General features: G+C 64.7%; 16 protein-coding genes, 1 pseudogene and 1 riboswitch. Of the genes and pseudogenes, 5 read left to right on the top strand and 12 right to left on the bottom strand.

Annotated elements, in window-relative coordinates:
• From D002_RS0106325 to bluB, 11 genes and pseudogenes are all read right to left on the bottom strand, one after another.
• Positions 1–530: pseudogene (locus D002_RS0106325) on the bottom strand (flagellin); the annotation flags it as partial.
• A 136-nt stretch (positions 531–666) separates the two neighbouring features.
• Positions 667–2,211, bottom strand: a complete 1,545-nt coding sequence (locus D002_RS0106320) for a tetratricopeptide repeat-containing sulfotransferase family protein (protein ID WP_231362919.1) — start codon at positions 2,209–2,211, stop codon at positions 667–669.
• Positions 2,212–2,291: 80 nt separating this feature from the next.
• Positions 2,292–2,915, bottom strand: a complete 624-nt coding sequence (locus tag D002_RS0106315; protein ID WP_026181565.1) for a YIP1 family protein — start codon at positions 2,913–2,915, stop codon at positions 2,292–2,294.
• A gap of 84 nt (positions 2,916–2,999) precedes the next feature.
• Positions 3,000–3,773: an adenosylcobinamide-GDP ribazoletransferase gene (gene cobS, locus D002_RS0106310; RefSeq protein WP_018141069.1), complete on the bottom strand. Its 774-nt coding sequence runs from the start codon at positions 3,771–3,773 to the stop codon at positions 3,000–3,002.
• A 280-nt stretch (positions 3,774–4,053) separates the two neighbouring features.
• Positions 4,054–4,623 (bottom strand): histidine phosphatase family protein, encoded by a 570-nt coding sequence (locus D002_RS0106305; RefSeq protein ID WP_018141068.1) that lies wholly within the window; start codon positions 4,621–4,623, stop codon positions 4,054–4,056.
• Positions 4,620–5,681, bottom strand: coding sequence for a nicotinate-nucleotide--dimethylbenzimidazole phosphoribosyltransferase (cobT, locus tag D002_RS0106300; RefSeq protein WP_026181564.1), 1,062 nt, complete (start codon positions 5,679–5,681; stop codon positions 4,620–4,622). Before cobT ends, D002_RS0106305 begins: the two co-directional genes overlap by 4 nt.
• Positions 5,682–5,934: 253 nt before the next feature.
• Positions 5,935–6,456, bottom strand: coding sequence for a bifunctional adenosylcobinamide kinase/adenosylcobinamide-phosphate guanylyltransferase (gene cobU, locus D002_RS0106295; protein ID WP_018141066.1), 522 nt, complete (start codon positions 6,454–6,456; stop codon positions 5,935–5,937).
• Positions 6,453–7,934 (bottom strand): cobyric acid synthase, encoded by a 1,482-nt coding sequence (locus tag D002_RS0106290; protein ID WP_018141065.1) that lies wholly within the window; start codon positions 7,932–7,934, stop codon positions 6,453–6,455. Before D002_RS0106290 ends, cobU begins: the two co-directional genes overlap by 4 nt.
• Positions 7,931–8,905, bottom strand: coding sequence for a threonine-phosphate decarboxylase CobD (gene cobD, locus D002_RS0106285; RefSeq protein ID WP_018141064.1), 975 nt, complete (start codon positions 8,903–8,905; stop codon positions 7,931–7,933). The genes D002_RS0106290 and cobD overlap by 4 nt, the downstream gene beginning before the upstream one ends.
• Before the next feature lie 49 nt (positions 8,906–8,954).
• Positions 8,955–9,857, bottom strand: a complete 903-nt coding sequence (gene cbiB / locus D002_RS0106280; RefSeq protein ID WP_018141063.1) for an adenosylcobinamide-phosphate synthase CbiB — start codon at positions 9,855–9,857, stop codon at positions 8,955–8,957.
• Positions 9,854–10,618 (bottom strand): 5,6-dimethylbenzimidazole synthase, encoded by a 765-nt coding sequence (bluB, locus tag D002_RS0106275; protein WP_018141062.1) that lies wholly within the window; start codon positions 10,616–10,618, stop codon positions 9,854–9,856. The genes cbiB and bluB overlap by 4 nt, the downstream gene beginning before the upstream one ends.
• A 98-nt stretch (positions 10,619–10,716) precedes the next feature.
• Positions 10,717–10,941, bottom strand: a riboswitch (cobalamin riboswitch).
• A 180-nt stretch (positions 10,942–11,121) separates the two neighbouring features.
• Between bluB and D002_RS0106270 the strand changes: the two genes are divergently transcribed.
• The 5 genes from D002_RS0106270 (at position 11,122) to D002_RS0106250 (ending at position 15,514) form a co-directional block, all read left to right on the top strand.
• Positions 11,122–11,982: a cobalamin-binding protein gene (locus D002_RS0106270; protein ID WP_196800109.1), complete on the top strand. Its 861-nt coding sequence runs from the start codon at positions 11,122–11,124 to the stop codon at positions 11,980–11,982.
• Positions 11,983–12,375: 393 nt separating this feature from the next.
• Positions 12,376–13,347 carry an iron ABC transporter permease gene (locus D002_RS0106265; RefSeq protein WP_018141060.1) on the top strand — a complete coding sequence of 324 codons (972 nt, stop codon included), beginning with the start codon at positions 12,376–12,378 and terminating at the stop codon, positions 13,345–13,347.
• On the top strand, positions 13,347–14,210 hold the full coding sequence (locus D002_RS0106260; protein WP_018875138.1) for an ABC transporter ATP-binding protein: 864 nt from the start codon (positions 13,347–13,349) through the stop codon (positions 14,208–14,210). Before D002_RS0106265 ends, D002_RS0106260 begins: the two co-directional genes overlap by 1 nt.
• 4 nt (positions 14,211–14,214) lie before the next feature.
• Positions 14,215–14,580: a hypothetical protein gene (locus D002_RS0106255; protein WP_018141058.1), complete on the top strand. Its 366-nt coding sequence runs from the start codon at positions 14,215–14,217 to the stop codon at positions 14,578–14,580.
• 85 nt (positions 14,581–14,665) lie between these two features.
• Positions 14,666–15,514 (top strand): pirin family protein, encoded by an 849-nt coding sequence (locus D002_RS0106250; protein WP_018141057.1) that lies wholly within the window; start codon positions 14,666–14,668, stop codon positions 15,512–15,514.
• A 169-nt stretch (positions 15,515–15,683) separates the two neighbouring features.
• Here the strand turns inward: D002_RS0106250 and glpK are convergent, their stop codons facing one another.
• Positions 15,684–17,204 (bottom strand): glycerol kinase GlpK, encoded by a 1,521-nt coding sequence (glpK, locus tag D002_RS0106245; protein ID WP_018141056.1) that lies wholly within the window; start codon positions 17,202–17,204, stop codon positions 15,684–15,686.

Below are 17,204 nucleotides of genomic sequence, written 5' to 3'. Positions count from 1 at the left end.
GTACCGGCTACTTCGGTCACGCCCAGCTCGGAGGTCCGCGAATCCACGCCGCTGACCGCAATGGTCTGGCCCTGGTTCGCACCCACCTGGAAGAACAGGTCCTGCACACTGCCGTCCAGCACACGGCCACCGTTGAACTCGGTGCTGTTGGCAATCCGCGAGACCTCGGACATCAGCTGCTGAACCTCGTCGTTCAGCGCCTGACGGTCGGAGGCCGAGTTGGAATCGTTCGCCGCCTGCACCGCCAGCTCGCGTGCCCGCTGCAGCGCATCACCCACGGTCCCCAGCGCGCCCTCGGCCGTCTGCGCGAACGAAATCCCGTCGTTGGAATTGCGCACCGCCTGGTTCAGTCCGCGAATCTGGGTGCTGAAACGTTCGGAAATGGCCAGACCGGCCGCGTCGTCCTTGGCGCTGTTGATCCGCAGGCCCGAGGACAGACGCTCCAGACTCTGGGCCAGCGCACCCTGGGAATTTCCCAGATTGCGCTGCGCGTTCAGGGACAGAACGTTGGTGTTGATAATCTGAGACATGGTCACTCTCCTGTAGAGTCGTACTCGCCGCCTCGGGCGGTTCAGTCGACGGTCCTAGCCCGCCTTCAGAACCGTTAACGACACCTGACCACCATCCTTTAGCCCCGAATCGAAAAAAACCGATACCCCTTATTATTCAGTCGCCGCTGGGAAAGACCTTTGCCCTCGCGGCGCCTACCGCCTCCTCGAACGCAGGCCGATAGGCCTCATACTGCTCACCGATACTCGCGAATGCCGGGTTCACGCGGCTGCGTCTGCCGAGGCTGCCGGTTAGCCCAAGCAGGGCCGGGTCGGCGATCTCCCCTTGCTCGTCCGCGCATACCGCCTCCCATTCCAAGTCGTGCGCGGCCAGCACCCGGGCCACATGGGCATCGGGGTCTTCCAGCATCTCTTCGTAGTGCACCCTTTGCACGCGATCGGGAAATATCCTCTCCCAGTGATCCGCCATCCGGCGATACAGCATCAAGAACTCGGCGATGGTGTCGATCGCCCACGCGTACGGCAGGCGCTGCGCAAACCAGCGCATGTAGATCGCCATCGCGTTGTCCACCGGGTCCCGCTCGCAGAAGACTACGCGGGTACCCGGGTAGAGGCTCATGAACGTCCCGACATGGAAGACGTTTCCAGGATTGGTAACCAGATGGGTTCGGACCGATTCGTCCTTCGCCTCGCCCCACATGGAGTCGACCCGCGCCCGCAACTGCGCAATGCCTTCCGGTTCCAGCTCCCGCATAATCAGTGGATAGCGCTTGCGCACCTCCTTCGGGAGCTGGGAAAGGACCTCCTGGAGAACCGCCAGCTCGCCGTAATGACGGATTCGCGAGTGTCCGGACAGCGGACCCTCCAGCAGCGACTTCCCGGAACGTGGCGGGCCCAGCACCAGCGTCAGCGGCCTTGGAGACTGTTGCGGGTCGTCGAGCCCCCTGGCCCATTCAGCGCAGAAGATCTTTTCGGTAGCGGCGACATTCTTGCGTATGGCTCCCTGCCGCACCTGCTCGACCTGGCGGTGGATCGCCTCCGCCTGGCGCGAATTCCCGAGCTCAAAGGCCGAGAACGCCTGATCGAGATCGCCCGCATCCTGGTGCAGCTTCGCCAGCGCGAAATACAAACGGCCCTGGTCGCGAAGGTCGAACTTCCCCTTGCGGATGATCTTTTCCAGTTCCTTTCTGGGCGAGCCGTCCGCGGGAAAATGGCGCGAATGCGCAAACGAGAACCAGAGCTTGGCACTGCTGCGATCAGACTCCACCAGGGATTCCAGAATCTCGGTCGCCTCGTCCCAACGCCCCTCGGCCTGGAGGACGCGCGCGTAGTTGTCGAGTGCCAGGCGCATATTGGGGTCCAGTCGCAACGCCTCGCGCAACGCGGCCCCGGCAGCTTCGAAGCGGTCGCGCAGGATCAGCACACCGGCCAGCGCGTTGTAGCTGTCCGCATCCTTTGGACACATCTGGACGAGTTTCGATGCATACAGGGTCGCTGTGCTGTACTGATGCCGGTCGAAGGCCCCCTGAATCAGAAGCCTGAGGGCATCTGTACTATTGGGCTCAATACCGAGAACTTGCCCACACAAGGCCTCGAGCTCCTCGAAGGCGCCATCATCCAGCGCCTTCTTTGCCTTCTTGAGCAATCCCGCGACTTTCGAGGGCTTCGCTTTTCTCTTGCCACCTGCCTTCCCTGCCGCCATACCAATCCCGGTTGTTCGTTCGTTTGCGCGCCAGTATACCGACCCAGTTACCAGGACACGTCAACCAAGAATGGTCCTGGTTATATCAGCCAAGTGGTGCCGATACGGATCTCGGGGGTGGCACCAGGGATCAGGTCCATCAGGGCCCATCCGAAGATGAGGGTGATGAAGGCGCCGCAGAAGACGGTGGCCACGAACAGGCCGATGCGGTTGCCACGACGCAGCCCGAGGATGCCGCGAAGCGACCAGTACAGCAGCCAAAGCGAATACAGGATCAGCAGCAGACCGATGCCATTGCCCCAGGGCCAGGGAAAAGCGGCGGCGACCTTGCCAACCCACGCAGGCAGCAGGCCAACACTGACCGCCAGCATGGCCCGGTCCGCGTCCCCGCGCCCCTGAAAGAGTTCGCCCAGGTAATGCGCGGACCACGTCAGCCCGAGCACACCGATACTCATTGCGAGCACGCTGTAGATACCGAAGCCCCATGCGACCGGCATCGCCTCGGGCGGCAACCCGGTTGGAATCACCTGATACAACCACTGGCTGGCGATAACGCTCACCAGCAACACCGGCAAGGCCAGCCCCAGAAACGTCTGCCACCACGGCGGCGCCTCCGACTGGCCTATCTCACGGACCGCTGCCAGCGGATTCACAATTACACGGAAGGTCACCCGTAACGGATTCAATCGAGCGGGAAAGGTCATCCTGACAGTATGTGGCAATCCGGTGACTGTTTTGTGACAGCCCAAGCGCCGCGCTCAACTCCCCTGACCCAGTGAGCCCTCCGGTCAGTGCAACGACAGCGTCAGCACCATCACGGAGAGCGTAGCCACTTCGACCGCTTCCAGGGTGGCACCAGCCGTGTCGCCGGTGAAGCCGCCAAGCCAGCGGCGCAGAAAGGCGGCGATCCCGAACACCACCATCAGTGCCAGCAGCAGGCCTGTAGTCAACCCCCAGAGCCCGGTGGCGAGGGCCAGGATCAGGATGAATAGCCCCGTCGCGGCCAACACGGCCAAGGCGGGCGTCCGGGGGATGTGGGTCGCCATCTCCGAGCCCAGGCCCTGTTCCCGAACATAGGTGACCACCAAGAAGAGCCCCGTGAGCGCCGCTCGTCCCAGCACGACCGCAACCAGCAACACCAGCCAGGCACCCGTTTCTACCACCGCCACCAACGCCGCAAACTTGATCAACAGCACCAGGATCAAGGCGGCCACGGCCATTGGGCCTGAAGCCGGATCCTTCATGATGGCCTGGGCACGTTCCGGGTCCTGGTGACCACCGACCCAAGCGTCGACCGTATCCGCCAACCCATCAAGGTGCAACGCACCGGTCAGCCCGACCCACAATGCAAGTACGAGTGCGGCGATCAGCAACGATGGCGCACCTGGGATTGCTGCCAGTGCCATGCCAAACCCGACCACCACCAGGCCCAGGGTCAGCCCCACGAGTGGATAGGCGAGCACCGACCGGCCGAGATCTTTCGGCGTCGGTTCCAACACCGGTGTGGGGAATCGCGTCAGGAACTGCAGCGCGAGCCAGAATGGGGTTAGGACGGGGGTCATTCTGGAGGCCTCTGGGCCTTGCGATCATCCGGCAAGCGGGAGATCCAGCGGACCCGGATGACACAACGACTGTGGCCACTTCCATGTGGGAGGCCAGCCCTCTGGCCGATCTGGCGTTGGATGCGCCCCAATCGGCCAGAGGCTGGCCTCCTACAGGGTGTTTCGGGGCCCGCTGTAGGAGCCTGCTTGCAGGCGAAGCCCTTGCCAAAGTCCAACATGGGCAGGGGCTTCGCCTGCAAGCAGGCTCCTACAACAGCCGGGGTTATGAGGGGGTCGCCGTTCATGCGGGGGGTTGCGCTGTGGATAGGTTCTGGATTTGGTGGAGGGATGCCAGCGGGACTTCGATGGAGAGAAGCTTCTCCAGTGGCCAGCCTTCCAGGTGCGCTCGGATCACGCGGATCACGCCGCCATGGGTGACAACAAGGGTGCGATCTCCCTGGGCCACCACGACCTGCTCCCAGGCGGCTAGGATGCGGTCCCGGAAGCTGGCCAGGTCTTCTCCTCCCGGTGGCGGACAGTGGATTGGGTCCTGCCAGAAGCGCCCCAGGGCGTCGGCGTCCGTTTGCATCAGCTCTTCGGCCGTGCGGCCCTCCCACTCTCCGAAGTGGAGCTCCTGCAGGCGTGGTTCACGGACAAGAGGCACACCAGCGGCGCGCGCAAAACGTTCTGCAGGTAGCCGGCAGCGCTGCAGCGGCGAGGTCACGATGCGGTCCCAGGTGCCAGACGCCTCGAAGACCGCGTGCATTGCCTGCTCCCCCGCGGGCGTCAAGGCGTCGTCGCAACCGCGTCCGCGAAACCCCGACCCGGTCGTTTCGCCGTGGCGCAGCAGCCCAATACTGGGAAACGTCATTGCGGGCTCCCGGCCACGCCGGCCTCCGCAAAGGTCGCCATGCCGGCGTGGAGCTCGCACGCCATACGCAACAGGGGCACCGCGGTCGCCGCCCCACTGCCCTCGCCCAAGCGCATCTCCAGCTGCAGCAACGGTTCGGCATTCAGCTCGCGCAGCAAGACGGCATGACCCGGCTCGGCCGAGGCATGGCCGTAGAAGAACCATGCCTCCGCGCCGGGGCACAGCCGAGTGGCGACCAGCGCAGCGGTGGTACTGATAAAGCCGTCTACCAATACCGGCAATCCAATCTGGGCGGCTGCGATATAGCTCCCGGCCAACGCGGCAATCTCGAAGCCGCCCAAATCGCGCAAACTGCCAAGGGCCTCCCCACGAACGCCCGAATGGCGCTCCAGCCCCCATTCGATCACCTCTGCCTTGTGCCGGACGCCGTGTGCGTCCAGTCCGGTGCCCGGACCGGCCAGTTCGGCGCCTGGGCGTTTCAGGATGGAACAAGCGACCGCCGCCGCCGAAGTGGTGTTGCCGATGCCCATGTCGCCACCGATAAACAACTCGGCTCCCGCGCGGCGCGCGCGTTCGGCACACTGACGCCCGACGTTCATGGCGCGTTCGAGCTGCCCGGCGGTCATCGCCGGCTCCCTCGCCAGATTAGCGGTGCCCGGCCCAAGACCGATCTGCTGGATCGCCGGGTGCGAAGGCACCTCGGCCACCGTTCCCAGACTCATCACCTCCATGCTGGCTCCCAGGCTGCGAGCCAGAACGGCTATTGCAGCTCCACCCATGGCGAAGTTCGCCACCATTTGCGCCGTCACGGCTTGGGGGAACGGTGAGACGCCCTCCTCCACTACACCGTGGTCACCGGCGAAGACGGCAACATGGATACGCTCCAGCGTCGGCCGTTCGCGGCCTTGCATGGCAGCCAGGCGTTCGGCCACGCCTTCCAGTCTTCCGAGTGAACCGGGTGGCTTGGTGAGCTCACCCTGGCGGGCCGCGGCCGCCTGGCGGGCCGTCTCGTTCAACGGAGCTGGAGGAACCTGGAGCCAATCGCAGTCTTCGGTCACTTCCGGCCTCCACTGGCTGCTGGTTGCGACTGGCTCCACCGACCCCAACCCCCCCCGTCATTGCGAGGAGCGAAGCGACGAAGCAATCGTTCAAATCTGGCAGCCCGTGGCGTTTCAGGGACAGAGGCTTCGGGAGAAGATGGCCGCGTCACCTGCGGCTCCTCGCAATGACGCAGGCGCGAGACCGGCCTGAGGCCTTTTGGCCCGTATGCCCGGCTGGATAATCCACAGGCTTGATTCATTGCTGAGCCCTTCACAAAGGATCTCCCTTGAGTACGTGCGGGAGACCGGCAACGGTCAGAACGACGCGGTCCATCTCGGCCGCGAGGCGCTGATGCAGCCAACCGGAGTCGTCCGCGAAGCGGCGCGAAAGGGCGTCCATGGGCGTAATCCCGAGGCCGGTCTCGTTACTCACCAGAATCACGGTCCCGGGCAACCTTGGGAGCGTTTCGATCAAGGCCTCACGCTCTTGTTCGATCCGGGCCTCGTGTTCGGTGCAGAGCAGCTGGGTCAGCCACAGCGTCAGGCAGTCCACCAGCAGGCAATGATCGGGCGTCGCCGCCTGCTCCAGCGCCTTGCCCAGCCCGGTACCGATCTCCACGAGGCCCCAGTGCGCGGGACGGTCGGCCTTGTGGCGCTCGATCCGGCGCGCCATTTCCTGGTCATCGGCACGGGCGGTAGCCACGTAGGTCACCGGTTGACCGCTCTCCTGCGCCAGCCGCTCAGCCAGACGGCTTTTGCCAGAACGAACCCCGCCCAGCACAAGGGTCTTCATCGCGAAACCTCCTGGGGTCGCAACAATCTCAGGATTCGCTCCATATCCAGATGTTCCTCCAGCGCCGTCGCCAGCCGATCCAGACCGACCTCGCGCGCGGCCGAGAGATCCTGTGCCCGGGTCACGCCCACGTCCAGACCCGCCCATTCCATGATGGCCGTCGCGGCCTCCGCCCGATCCAACACCCCATGAACATAGGTTCCAATTACCGTATCGTCCTCACTGCGAGCCCCGTCCGGGCCATGCGACAGATGCAGCAGAGGACGCTCAAGCCCGCGCCCGGTCGTGACCCCCGCGTGGATCTCGTAGCCTTCCACCGCCGCCAGCCCATCCAGCACCCGATCCCCTTGCACACGTTCCAGCCGCTTCTCTGGCCCCAGTGTGGTCTCGATCTCCAGCCAGCCAAGGCCAGGGGTCGATCCCGCTGGACCCTCCACGCCCTCCGAGTCATGTACCACCCGGCCAAGCATCTGGAAGCCGCCACAAATCCCCATCACCCGCCCGCCATAGCGCAGGTGGCGTCTGATCGCATCCTCCCAGCCCTGCTCGCGCAACCAGGCCAGGTCGTTGCGCACCGCTTTCGACCCCGGCAGGAGCACCAGATCAGCCGGTTGCAGCGACTCGCCAGGCCCCACGAAACGCAGGTCCACGGCCGGATTCAGGCGCAACGGGTCGAAGTCGGTGTGGTTGCTGATGCGCGGCAGGGCCGGAACCACCACCCGCAGCGCACCCGCATCGGCTTCGGGAACCGCCTCACGGGGCAAGGCGTCCTCGGCATCCAGATACAAGCCATGCAGATAGGGCAGCACGCCCAGTACCGGCTTGCCCGTCTCCTTCTCCAGCCAGTCCAGCCCAGGTTGCAGCAGCGACACGTCCCCGCGAAAGCGGTTGATCACGAACCCCCGTACCCGGGCGCGCTCGCTCTCGCTCAGTAGTGCCAAGGTGCCGACCAGATGCGCGAACACCCCGCCGCGATCAATATCCGCCACCAGGATGACCGGGCAATCCACCGCCTCGGCAAAACCCATGTTGGCAATATCGCCTTCGCGCAGGTTGATCTCGGCCGGCGAGCCCGCCCCCTCGACCAGGACATGTTCGTAGCGTGCGATCAGGCGCGCATGCGACGCCATCACCGCTTCATGCGCGACGCGCTTGTAATCATGGTAGGCCCGCGCATCCATCTGGGCGGCAGGACGCCCGTGGATAATCACCTGGGCACCCTGGTCGGAACTGGGCTTGAGGAGCACGGGGTTCATATCGGTATGCGGCTCCAGCCCGCAGGCGGCTGCCTGTAGCGCCTGAGCCCGACCGATCTCGCCACCATCCGCGGTCACCGCACTGTTGAGCGCCATGTTCTGGGGCTTGAATGGCACGACGGACAGTCCGCGGCGATGCAGAACCCGCGCAAGGCCCGCCACCAGGACGCTCTTGCCGGCATCCGAGGTCGTGCCCTGAACCATCAGTGTGGTGCCGCTCACAAGGACTCCAGTGCCCGCTCCAGGCGCACCCATTCCGCCTCGGAGCCCGGCAAGCCGAAGCGCACGCTGCCGGGCGCATCGAACCGCCGCACCAGGATCCCCTGTGCACCCAGACGGTCTTGCAATACCGCTGGCGCGTCCATCTGGCACCACTGAAACAACGCGGTGCCGCCGGTCGATGACAGCCCGTAGCCGTTGAGCAAGGATTCCAGGCGCTGCCCGGCGGCGTCCAGTAGGCCTCGCATTCGGACCTGCCAGGCATGATCCGCAAGGGCCTGTGCCGCGGCCCAGCGGGCCGGGCCAGCGATCGTCCAGGGTCCCAGCCGCGCGGCTAAGCCTTCCCGCATTGCCGCCGCCGCGATCACACAGCCTACGCGCGCACCGGCCAGGCCAAAGAACTTGCCCAGAGAGCGCAAGACCACCAAACCCTCCCGGGTCGCTGCATCGGCCAGACTCTGGTCGGGCGTGACATCCATGAAGGCCTCGTCCACGATCAGCCAGCTACCCCGTGCGGCCAGCTCAGCATGCCAGGCCAGCAACGTATCTCGCGAGAAACGCTGCCCGGTGGGATTGTTCGGGTTCACCAGGACCAGGACATCGAGCTGGGGAATCGCCGCCACAATGGCATCCGCGTCCAGCGGCACAACCTCGTGCCCGGCACACCGCCAGGCCTTGGCGTGTTCGTTGTAGCTGGGTTCGAGGATGCCGACCCGTGCAGTCCCCTGACGCAACTGCGGCAACGTCTGGATCGCCGCCTGTGAGCCGGGGACCGCCAATAGCTCCTTGGTGTCGTAGTAGGCGGCGGCGGCCACCTCCAAGCCGTCATCTGGCTCTGGCAGGCGCGACCAGGCCGCTGCCGGGACCTCGCCGACCGGATAACCATGCGGATTGATCCCGGTGGACAAGTCCAGCCACTCAGCAACGGGGACCCCGTAGCGCGCAGCCGCCGCCCGAACACCGCCCCCATGCACCTGGACCAGACGTTCCGGAGATCCGCTCGTGGCTACAGCCGGTTGTGGGTCAGTACAAGACAACGAACACAACCCCCACGACAATGAATCCCAGCCAGATGGCCAGGGCGCGATCCACCAGGCCGATGGCGCCCCGTATCCCGGCGGCATCGGGCATGCGCCCCATTCCCAGCCGCGGGCGCCATTCAGGACGCCCCGAGTAGGGGGCCGGGCCGCCCAGTACGATCCCGAGCGCCCCGGCCCCCGCAGACATCACCGGACCCGCGTTCGGACTCTTCCATCCGGGCGCTTGCTCGCGCCAGCACTGCAGCGCATCACGGGTGTTGCCCGCCAGTGCATAGGCCAATGCGGTCAGACGGGCCGGAATATAATTCATGGCATCGTCCAGACGGGCGGCGGCCCACCCGAACTGGCGATACCTTTGCGTACGATAGCCCCACATCGCATCCAGCGTATTCACCAAGCGATAAGCGATCACGCCCGGGGCGCCGGCCACCAGAAACCAGAAGATGGTGGCAAACACGGCATCGTTGCCGTTTTCAAGGACCGATTCGACCGTCGCCCCGCTGACGCCCCGGCTATCCAACGCGTCCGTGTCCCGACTCACGAGCATGCCCACCGCGGCTCGGGCTTCGGTCGTCTGATCGGACTCGAGCGCTTCCGCAACCCGCTCGGCATGTTCATCCAGGCTGCGCCAGCCGAGCGCCAGCGTGAGCACCACCAGCCCGACCAGCCAGCCCCAGGCCAACGAAGCCGCAACCCACGCGAGCACCACCCAGGGGAGAACCAGCGCCACCAACAGCAGGGTTCCACGGGCCCGGCTATCGCGATGCCAACGAGCCTCTGCCCAGGCGACCAAACGGCCAAACCCGGCCAAGGGATGAAAACGCCGGGGATCGCCAAACAAGCGATCCAGGATGAGCGCCCCGATCAACGTCAAGAAAACGATCACGAGCGGCGCTCATGGGCATGCGCGGCAAGACCCTGTGCCGCACCCGGTACCGGCTCCACCCGATCGGTCCCCTGGTCCCAACGATCCTGGAACACCAGGTCCGACAGCTCCCGGCGCTGGTCCCATCCCGTCTGTTCCAGCATGGGCCGGTCGTAGAAGGCCTCCACGTGCCCCAGGCAAAGGATGGCCATTGGATAGGCGCCCTCCGGCATGTGCAGGGTCTGTGCCAGCCAGTCGGGATCGAATAGCGAGACCCAGCCCATCCCCAGGCCCTCGGCACGGGCGGCCAACCATAGATTCTGAATCCCGCAGGCCGCCGAGCAAAGGTCCATCTCGGGCAACGTGCGCCGACCGAGTACGTAGCGCTCGCGCCCATCGGTCAGCGCTACAACGAGTAGCTCCCCGGCTTCGCGAATCCCTTCGAGCTTCAGGCGGTGAACCTCGGCCGCTTTTTTTCCGCAGGCCTCGGCCGTGCGTTCCTGTTCCGCACTCACATGAGCGTGGAGAGTCGCTCGCAACGCGGGATCGACAATTCGCAGGAAGCGCCAGGGCTGCATATACCCGACACTCGGGGCATGGTGGGCGGCCTCCAGCAGACGCTGCAGCACCCCCGGATCAACCGGGTCGGGACGGAAATGGCGCATATCGCGGCGTTCCCCAATCACCCGATAAACGGCTTCGCGGGAGGCGGCATCGAAAGCGCCGCAATCACTGAATTCAAGCGCGTCAGATTCAGGCGGGCTGGAAGAAACGTCTGGCATCCTGGGTTCCGTCCGGGCGACGGCAGGTGGGCGGCAGACGGCAGCAGAACACGAGCCCAACGGCCCGAACCCCCTACCGACTCACGCCCACCGCGCCGTCGCAGGAATTCACGCCGGGCCGGTCTCCGGGCTTGCACACCCCAGAATGATCCGGGCCGGAAGACGCCTTCCCACAACCGATCGCGGATGCAGTGGCGAATGCCTTTCGATGGCCCGCCTGGCGGGCCGGTGTGCGTACCGTTGCGGGGGCAGCGCTGGCTTAGTCCAGCTTCCCGTTCAACCCCGCCGACTGTCGGCGGGGCACCTGGCGATTAAGCCCTTTATGATACGCAACCGATTCCCTGTGAACCACCGCCCCCTCCGGCATGATGGCCCCAGACTGATATGATGTTGCTCGTTTTCGCGCCCAATTATCTCTCGACCGGGCATTCGGTTCCTTACATATCCATCGGATTTCAATGAATATTGTCACTCTCACACATCGCGTACTCCTGCTCGGCTTGATGCTCCCTGTATCCGGCGCCCTGACCGCGTCGGAAGTCAGCGTCGAGGACGATGACGGGCACGAAATTCGTCTTGAGCAGCCGGCCGAGCGGATCGTCAGCCTGGCTCCGCATATCACCGAGGTGGTCTTCGCGGTAGGTGCCAGCGACCGGCTGGTGGGAGCCACGCAGCACAGCGACTACCCGCCCGAGGCCGAGCTCGTTCCCCGCGTAGGTGGATACAGCCGCATCGATCTCGAACGCGTAATTGAGCTCGATCCGGACCTAGTGATTGCCTGGCGCAGTGGGAACTCCGCAAGCCAGATCGACCGGCTGCGTGACCTTGGCGTACCAGTCTATGTGTCGGAGCCACGGCGGTTCGAGGGGGTCGCCTCCAGCATGCGCCGGATCGCACAGCTCGCCGGAACCCAGGACGAAGGCGGCCGTGCAGCACAGGACTTCCTCGACCGCATGGATGCCCTGCGTGACGAATACTCGGACCGGGAACCCGTGCGCTTGTTCTACCAGGTATGGGAGCAACCCCTGATGACCATCAACGATGAGCACCTGATTGCCGAGGCGATCGAAGTCTGCGGCGGCGTCAACGTGTTTGGTCACCTGGACCGACTCGTTCCACGCATGGACCGCGAGGCGGTGATCGATGCCGATCCCGAGGTCATCATTGGAGGCGGCATGGGCGAGGATCGTCCGGACTGGGTGATCGCCTGGACGCAATGGGAAGATATGACAGCAGTCCAGCGCGACAATTTGTTCTTTATTGCGCCCTCGCTTCTGCAGCGCCATACCCCAAGGATCGCCGAAGGTACCGCCCTGATGTGCGAAGAGCTAGACCGCGCCCGCCTGCGCCGCCCGACTGAATAATCCCGTGCGCACCCGACCGTCACTCTCAAGCGCACCTCTAGGGAAACACTGATTAATGCACGCGCTCGCGTTGGCACCCCAGGTTTTCCGAGACAAGGCGCGTCGTACAGCGGGTAGTGGTTCTACCCGCCCGTTTCTCATGGATTCGGGGCGCAACGCAGGATCGGGGAACCTGGGGTGCCAACCCCCACAAGCTATTGAAAGAAGGGGCTCGGCCGCCCGTTGTTATCAGAAACGGGCGCGCGCACGGCGTTGCGGTTCCCTTGTGCAGAATGACTGCACGGCAGTCGCCGCGCCTTGTTCGCACGCAAAAGTGACTCGAGCGCGAGCGCGTGCATTAATCAGTGTTTCCCTAGGCGTACGGCCGTCCATGGACGCACGCAAGGTAATGGCATGACCCGTTCCTTTCTGCTCGCCACTGGCGTCCTGCTGCCCGCATCACTCCTGGCCATCCTGATTGCACTGGCCTACGGCAGCGTCGCCATTCCCCTGGGCGATCTGTTCGCAGTATTCACAGGCGAAGCCTCGCGCCTGCACTCGACACTGGTGCTGGAGCTACGACTGCCAAGGGCTCTCGCCGCCTTCGCAGCCGGGGGTCTTCTTGGAGTTGCCGGGGCATTGATGCAGGTCTTGCTGCGCAACCCATTGGCGGATCCGTACGTGCTGGGCCTGTCCGGGGGCGCATCGGTTGGCGCGCTGTTGTCCATGCTGGCCGGGCTCTCGATGTTCTACGTTTCGGCGGCGGCCTTTGCCGGGGCCCTGCTATCCACCGTGATCGTGTTCGGCCTCGCCCACGGCACCGGGAGCTGGACCCCCACCCGCCTGCTCCTCACCGGGGTCGTCGTCGCCGCGGGCTGGGGCGCGATGATCAGTTTTATCCTTGCCATCAGCCCGACTGCCGAACTGCCCGGAATGCTGTACTGGCTCATGGGTGACGTCTCGCATGCTCGCAACCCCTATCCCGCCTGGGGCGTGCTGGTACTGGTCGTCTTGCTGGCGCTTCCACTGGGCCGCACCTTGAACGTGCTCGCACGAGGCCCGATGCAGGCGGCCGCCCTGGGGGTGGCGGTTCGACCCGTGGAATGGACGATCTACGTGGTCGCCGCCCTGATTACCGCAACCGCCGTTACTCAAGTGGGCGCCGTGGGGTTCGTCGGGCTGATCGTGCCGCACATGCTGCGCCTGATTTTCGGGAACGATCAGCGGGTCATTCTGCCGGCCTCGGCCCTGGCCGGCGGAATTCTGCTAACCCTTGCCGACACCCTGGCGCGTACGATCATCGCGCCGGAACAACTCCCGGTAGGCGTGATCACCGCCATGCTGGGCGTACCCGTGTTCCTGTTTCTGTTGTATAGGAGCCGCTGATGCCACCCGTGCCATCCAAAACGGGATCCAGCCCGCATGCCCATGCACCTGGCCTTGGTGCCCGCAGCGTTCACGAACAGCCAGGCCCCAAGACCCTATTGGCCAGCCATGACCTTGTCATCGATGTACCCGGGCGCGCCGACGGTTCCCCACTCTCGCTCACCGTCAATCCTGGTCAATGCTGGGGCATCCTGGGACCCAATGGCGCGGGCAAAAGTACGCTGCTGCAGACCCTGGCCGGATTGCGCACCGTTCGCAGCGGACACATCGAGGTCCAGGGGCGTGCGCTGCGCGAACTTTCACGAGCCAACCTGGCACGGCGCCTGGGCCTGGTGTTCCAGACACATCATGACGGCTTCCCCGCCACAGTCCTGGAAACGGCCCTCATTGGGCGCCACCCTTACCTGCGCCCCTGGGACATCGAGACCGCCGAGGACTACGAACGAGCGCGGGCGTCGCTCGCCGCGATGGATCTGGCCGATCTCGAACACCGCATGGTCGACACACTCTCTGGAGGCGAGCGCCAACGGCTCGCCATTGCGACCGTCCTCACTCAGGACCCGAATCTGTTATTGCTGGACGAGCCCACCAGTCAGCTCGACCTGCACCACCAAGTGGCCGTCCTGAATCGTGTTCGCGGGATTGTCGCCCAGGCAGAACGGGCGGCCGTGCTCGTGCTGCATGACGTGAATCTGGCCGCCCGCTATTGCGACCATCTGCTGCTGCTATATCCGGATGGCCAAGCCTGTTGGGGGCCGGCCAATACCATGCTGGTCCCCAGCGCCCTGGAACGCCTCTACAATCAACGTTTGAGCGTCGGCGAGGTGGATGGCCTGCCCGTATTCCTCCCACGCAGCGAGTAGCCCCATGGAGTTTTTTCGCACCCTCCCCACTTGTCTGGATGCCAACAGTATTCAGCGTCTGCTGGATATCCCCGCTCTCCCTGTCTATTGCGATGCCATTGATGCCCTAGTGGAGCACCAGGGTCCCGATGCTGGCGTCATTTACTGTATCTGGGGCGAATTTCGAGTCCACCGTGAACGGATCAATGGTGGGCTTCGTTTCTCCCTCCCCGGCTGCCCTAACGGCCTCGCCTGGACCCTCAGCACCGGCCACCCTCCCTCGCCGGATGCCGTTGTGCTGCACCTCACCATCAATCGTCAGCACCACGACTCGGATTTTGTCGAAAGCCTTGAGGCCTTCGCGGATTCCTGGCATCTGCCAGAAGCCTGACAGAGGGCCTCATGACGGGAAACGATGCAATTTTCTTTTCGTTTCATGGTCGGTATGGTGCAGATCTGTTGCGAAGGAGAACGCCATGAATCCGACACCGCCGGACAGTGTAAAGACCGCTCATCCCACCCAGGACGGGGCTGGGGTCAAGATTCGGCGCATCCATGACTTTCGTGGTGGGCTCGATCCGTTCCTGATGCTGGACGAGCTCAAGGCCAGCGCCCGCGAAGATTACATTGGCGGCTTTCCGGCTCACCCCCACCGCGGTTTCGAGACCCTGACCTATCTGGTCCATGGCGGCCTGACCCACGAGGACTCCATGGGCAACCAGGGACGCGTGGAGGCCGGGGAAGCCCAGTGGATGAGTGCCGGGCGTGGCGTGATCCATTCCGAGATGCCCCTGCTCGACGCCGATGGCCTGCATGGCTTTCAACTTTGGGTGAATCTCCCGTCGCGTCGGAAAATGGATCCGCCGCGTTATCGCGACGTGCGCGCCGACGATATGCGCCACCTACCGGAAGACGACGATTCCCTCCGTTTCAAGGCGATCGCTGGTTCCTGGCAAACCAGCGCCGGCGACACCGAAGGCCCGCTGCCACAAATCGGCGAGGGCGCCGCGATGGCCGACCTGACCCTCCCAGCCGGCTATCGGCTATCCCTGGCGGTACAGCTGGAAGATCGTGTGCTGGCCTATGTGTTCGACGGCGAGCTCATCGGCCTGCAGACCGGCCAGATGGGCGTATGGAGCGGCCAGACCCAGATCCACCTCATCGCTCAGCAGGATGCCCGCGTGCTCCTGTTCAAGGGGCGGCCGCTGGGCGAACCGATCGCGCATTACGGCCCCTTCGTGATGAACACCTCCGACGAGATCGAACGGGCCATCAGCGACTACCAGTCCGGCCAGCTCGCCGCCGAGCCGGCCAGCATGGACTGAGCCCCGAGCCCAATCCGAACCTGGCAGGGGCTTCGCGGGCAAGCCCGCTCCCACAGTGATATGGGCCGGGCTGCCTGTCGCAGGCATCACTCTATCTGCAGCCTCCCGTGGGAGCCGCCTTGGCGGCGAAGCCCCTGCCCACGTCGGCGAGGCCCCAGACCCCCACCCGCTACGGCGTCGACTCGCTCTCGTCCTCGCGCGCCCAGCCCATCGTACGCTTTACGGCCTTCTTCCAGCCCCGGTAGTAGCGCTCGCGCGTGGCCACGTCCATCTGCGGCTCGAACACCCGGTCCAGGGCACCCTTCTGCGTCAGTTCGTCACGCGTCCAGAAGCCGACCCCCAGCCCCGCGAGCCAGGCGGCCCCCAGCGCGGTGGACTCGGTCACCGCCGGGCGCTCGACCCGCACGCCCAGAATATCCGCCTGAAACTGCATCATCACATTGTTGGCCACAGCACCCCCATCCACGCGCAGGGACTTGAGGGCGATGCCGGAATCCGCCTCCATCGCCTCGATCACGTCCCGTGTCTGGTAGGCGATTGAATCTAGCGTCGCCCGCGTGATGTGCTCCATGCGTGTACCCCGAGTAAGGCCAAAGATCGCTCCCCGGGCGTACATATCCCAGTAGGGGGCACCAAGGCCCGCAAATGCCGGAACGACATACACCCCGCCCGCATCGTCGACCTTGCCGGCAAAGTATTCGGAGTCTTCCGCGGAGTCGAACAGACGCAGCTCGTCGCGCAGCCACTGGACGGCCGCCCCGGCAATGAAGATCGATCCCTCCAGGGCATATTCGACTTTGCCCTCCAGTTGCCAGGCAATGGTGGTCAAGAGGCCGGATTCCGAGGTGACGGGGTCCTGACCTGTTTGCATCAACAGAAAGCAGCCGGTCCCGTAGGTGTTCTTGGCCGTACCCCGTTCGAAGCAGGTCTGACCGAACAGTGCGGCGTGCTGGTCACCCGCCATACCGGCAATAGGCACTCGCGCCCCTTCGAACAGGCCGGCCCCGGTCTTGCCCACGATGCCACTGGAATCACAGACCTCCGGTAGCATCGCGCGCGGGATCTCCAGCGCGGCGAGCAACTCGTCATCCCAATCGCCCTGGTGGATGTTGTAGAGCATGGTGCGCGCGGCGTTGCTGGCATCCGTCACGTGGCGTTCACCGCGTGTCAGGTTCCAGACAAGCCAGCTATCGATCGTGCCGAATGCCAGTTCACCGCGCTCGGCCCGTTCACGAGCCCCATCGACATGGTCCAGCAGCCAGCGCAGCTTTGTGGCGGAGAAATAGGCGTCCACCACAAGCCCTGTGCGTTCCCGAATCTTGTCGGCGAGTCCGCGCGCTTTCAGGTCGTCACAAAGCGCGGCGGTGCGCCGGTCCTGCCAGACGATTGCCGGATGGATCGGCTGCCCGGTGTCTCGTTCCCAGACCACCGTTGTCTCACGCTGATTGGTGATCCCAATCCCCGCGAGCTGCGAGGGGTCCAGCCGTTGACGCTCCAGCACCTCGCGGGCAACGCCGATCTGGGTGGCCCAGATCTCCATCGGATCATGTTCCACCCAGCCCGGCTGCGGGTAGTGCTGGGTAAACTCCTTCTGCGCCACCCCCTGGACGGTCGCCGCCCGGTCGAACACGATGGCCCGGCAACTGGAAGTCCCCTGATCCAGAGCGAGGATGTAGTCCGGTTGCGGCAT

The sequence above is a fragment of the Thioalkalivibrio sp. ALJ7 genome (assembly GCF_000376865.1).
Taxonomy (GTDB): Bacteria; Pseudomonadota; Gammaproteobacteria; order Ectothiorhodospirales; family Ectothiorhodospiraceae; genus Thioalkalivibrio.
Note: the sequence above shows the minus strand (reverse complement) of the source record. Positions and strands in the feature narration are given on the sequence as shown.

Excerpts from the sequence above, each read along its gene's own strand:
- D002_RS0106320 (WP_231362919.1), bottom strand. The coding sequence starts at position 2,211 with ATGGCGGCAGGGAAGGCAGGTGGCAAGAGAAAAGCGAAGCCCTCGAAA.
- D002_RS0106315 (WP_026181565.1), bottom strand. The coding sequence starts at position 2,915 with ATGACCTTTCCCGCTCGATTGAATCCGTTACGGGTGACCTTCCGTGTA.
- cobS (WP_018141069.1), bottom strand. The coding sequence starts at position 3,773 with ATGACCCCCGTCCTAACCCCATTCTGGCTCGCGCTGCAGTTCCTGACG.
- D002_RS0106305 (WP_018141068.1), bottom strand. The coding sequence starts at position 4,623 with ATGACGTTTCCCAGTATTGGGCTGCTGCGCCACGGCGAAACGACCGGG.
- cobU (WP_018141066.1), bottom strand. The coding sequence starts at position 6,456 with ATGAAGACCCTTGTGCTGGGCGGGGTTCGTTCTGGCAAAAGCCGTCTG.
- bluB (WP_018141062.1), bottom strand. The coding sequence starts at position 10,618 with ATGCCAGACGTTTCTTCCAGCCCGCCTGAATCTGACGCGCTTGAATTC.
- D002_RS0106270 (WP_196800109.1), top strand. The coding sequence starts at position 11,122 with ATGCTCCCTGTATCCGGCGCCCTGACCGCGTCGGAAGTCAGCGTCGAG.
- D002_RS0106265 (WP_018141060.1), top strand. The coding sequence starts at position 12,376 with ATGACCCGTTCCTTTCTGCTCGCCACTGGCGTCCTGCTGCCCGCATCA.
- D002_RS0106260 (WP_018875138.1), top strand. The coding sequence starts at position 13,347 with ATGCCACCCGTGCCATCCAAAACGGGATCCAGCCCGCATGCCCATGCA.
- D002_RS0106255 (WP_018141058.1), top strand. The coding sequence starts at position 14,215 with ATGGAGTTTTTTCGCACCCTCCCCACTTGTCTGGATGCCAACAGTATT.
- D002_RS0106250 (WP_018141057.1), top strand. The coding sequence starts at position 14,666 with ATGAATCCGACACCGCCGGACAGTGTAAAGACCGCTCATCCCACCCAG.
- glpK (WP_018141056.1), bottom strand. The coding sequence starts at position 17,204 with ATGCCGCAACCGGACTACATCCTCGCTCTGGATCAGGGGACTTCCAGT.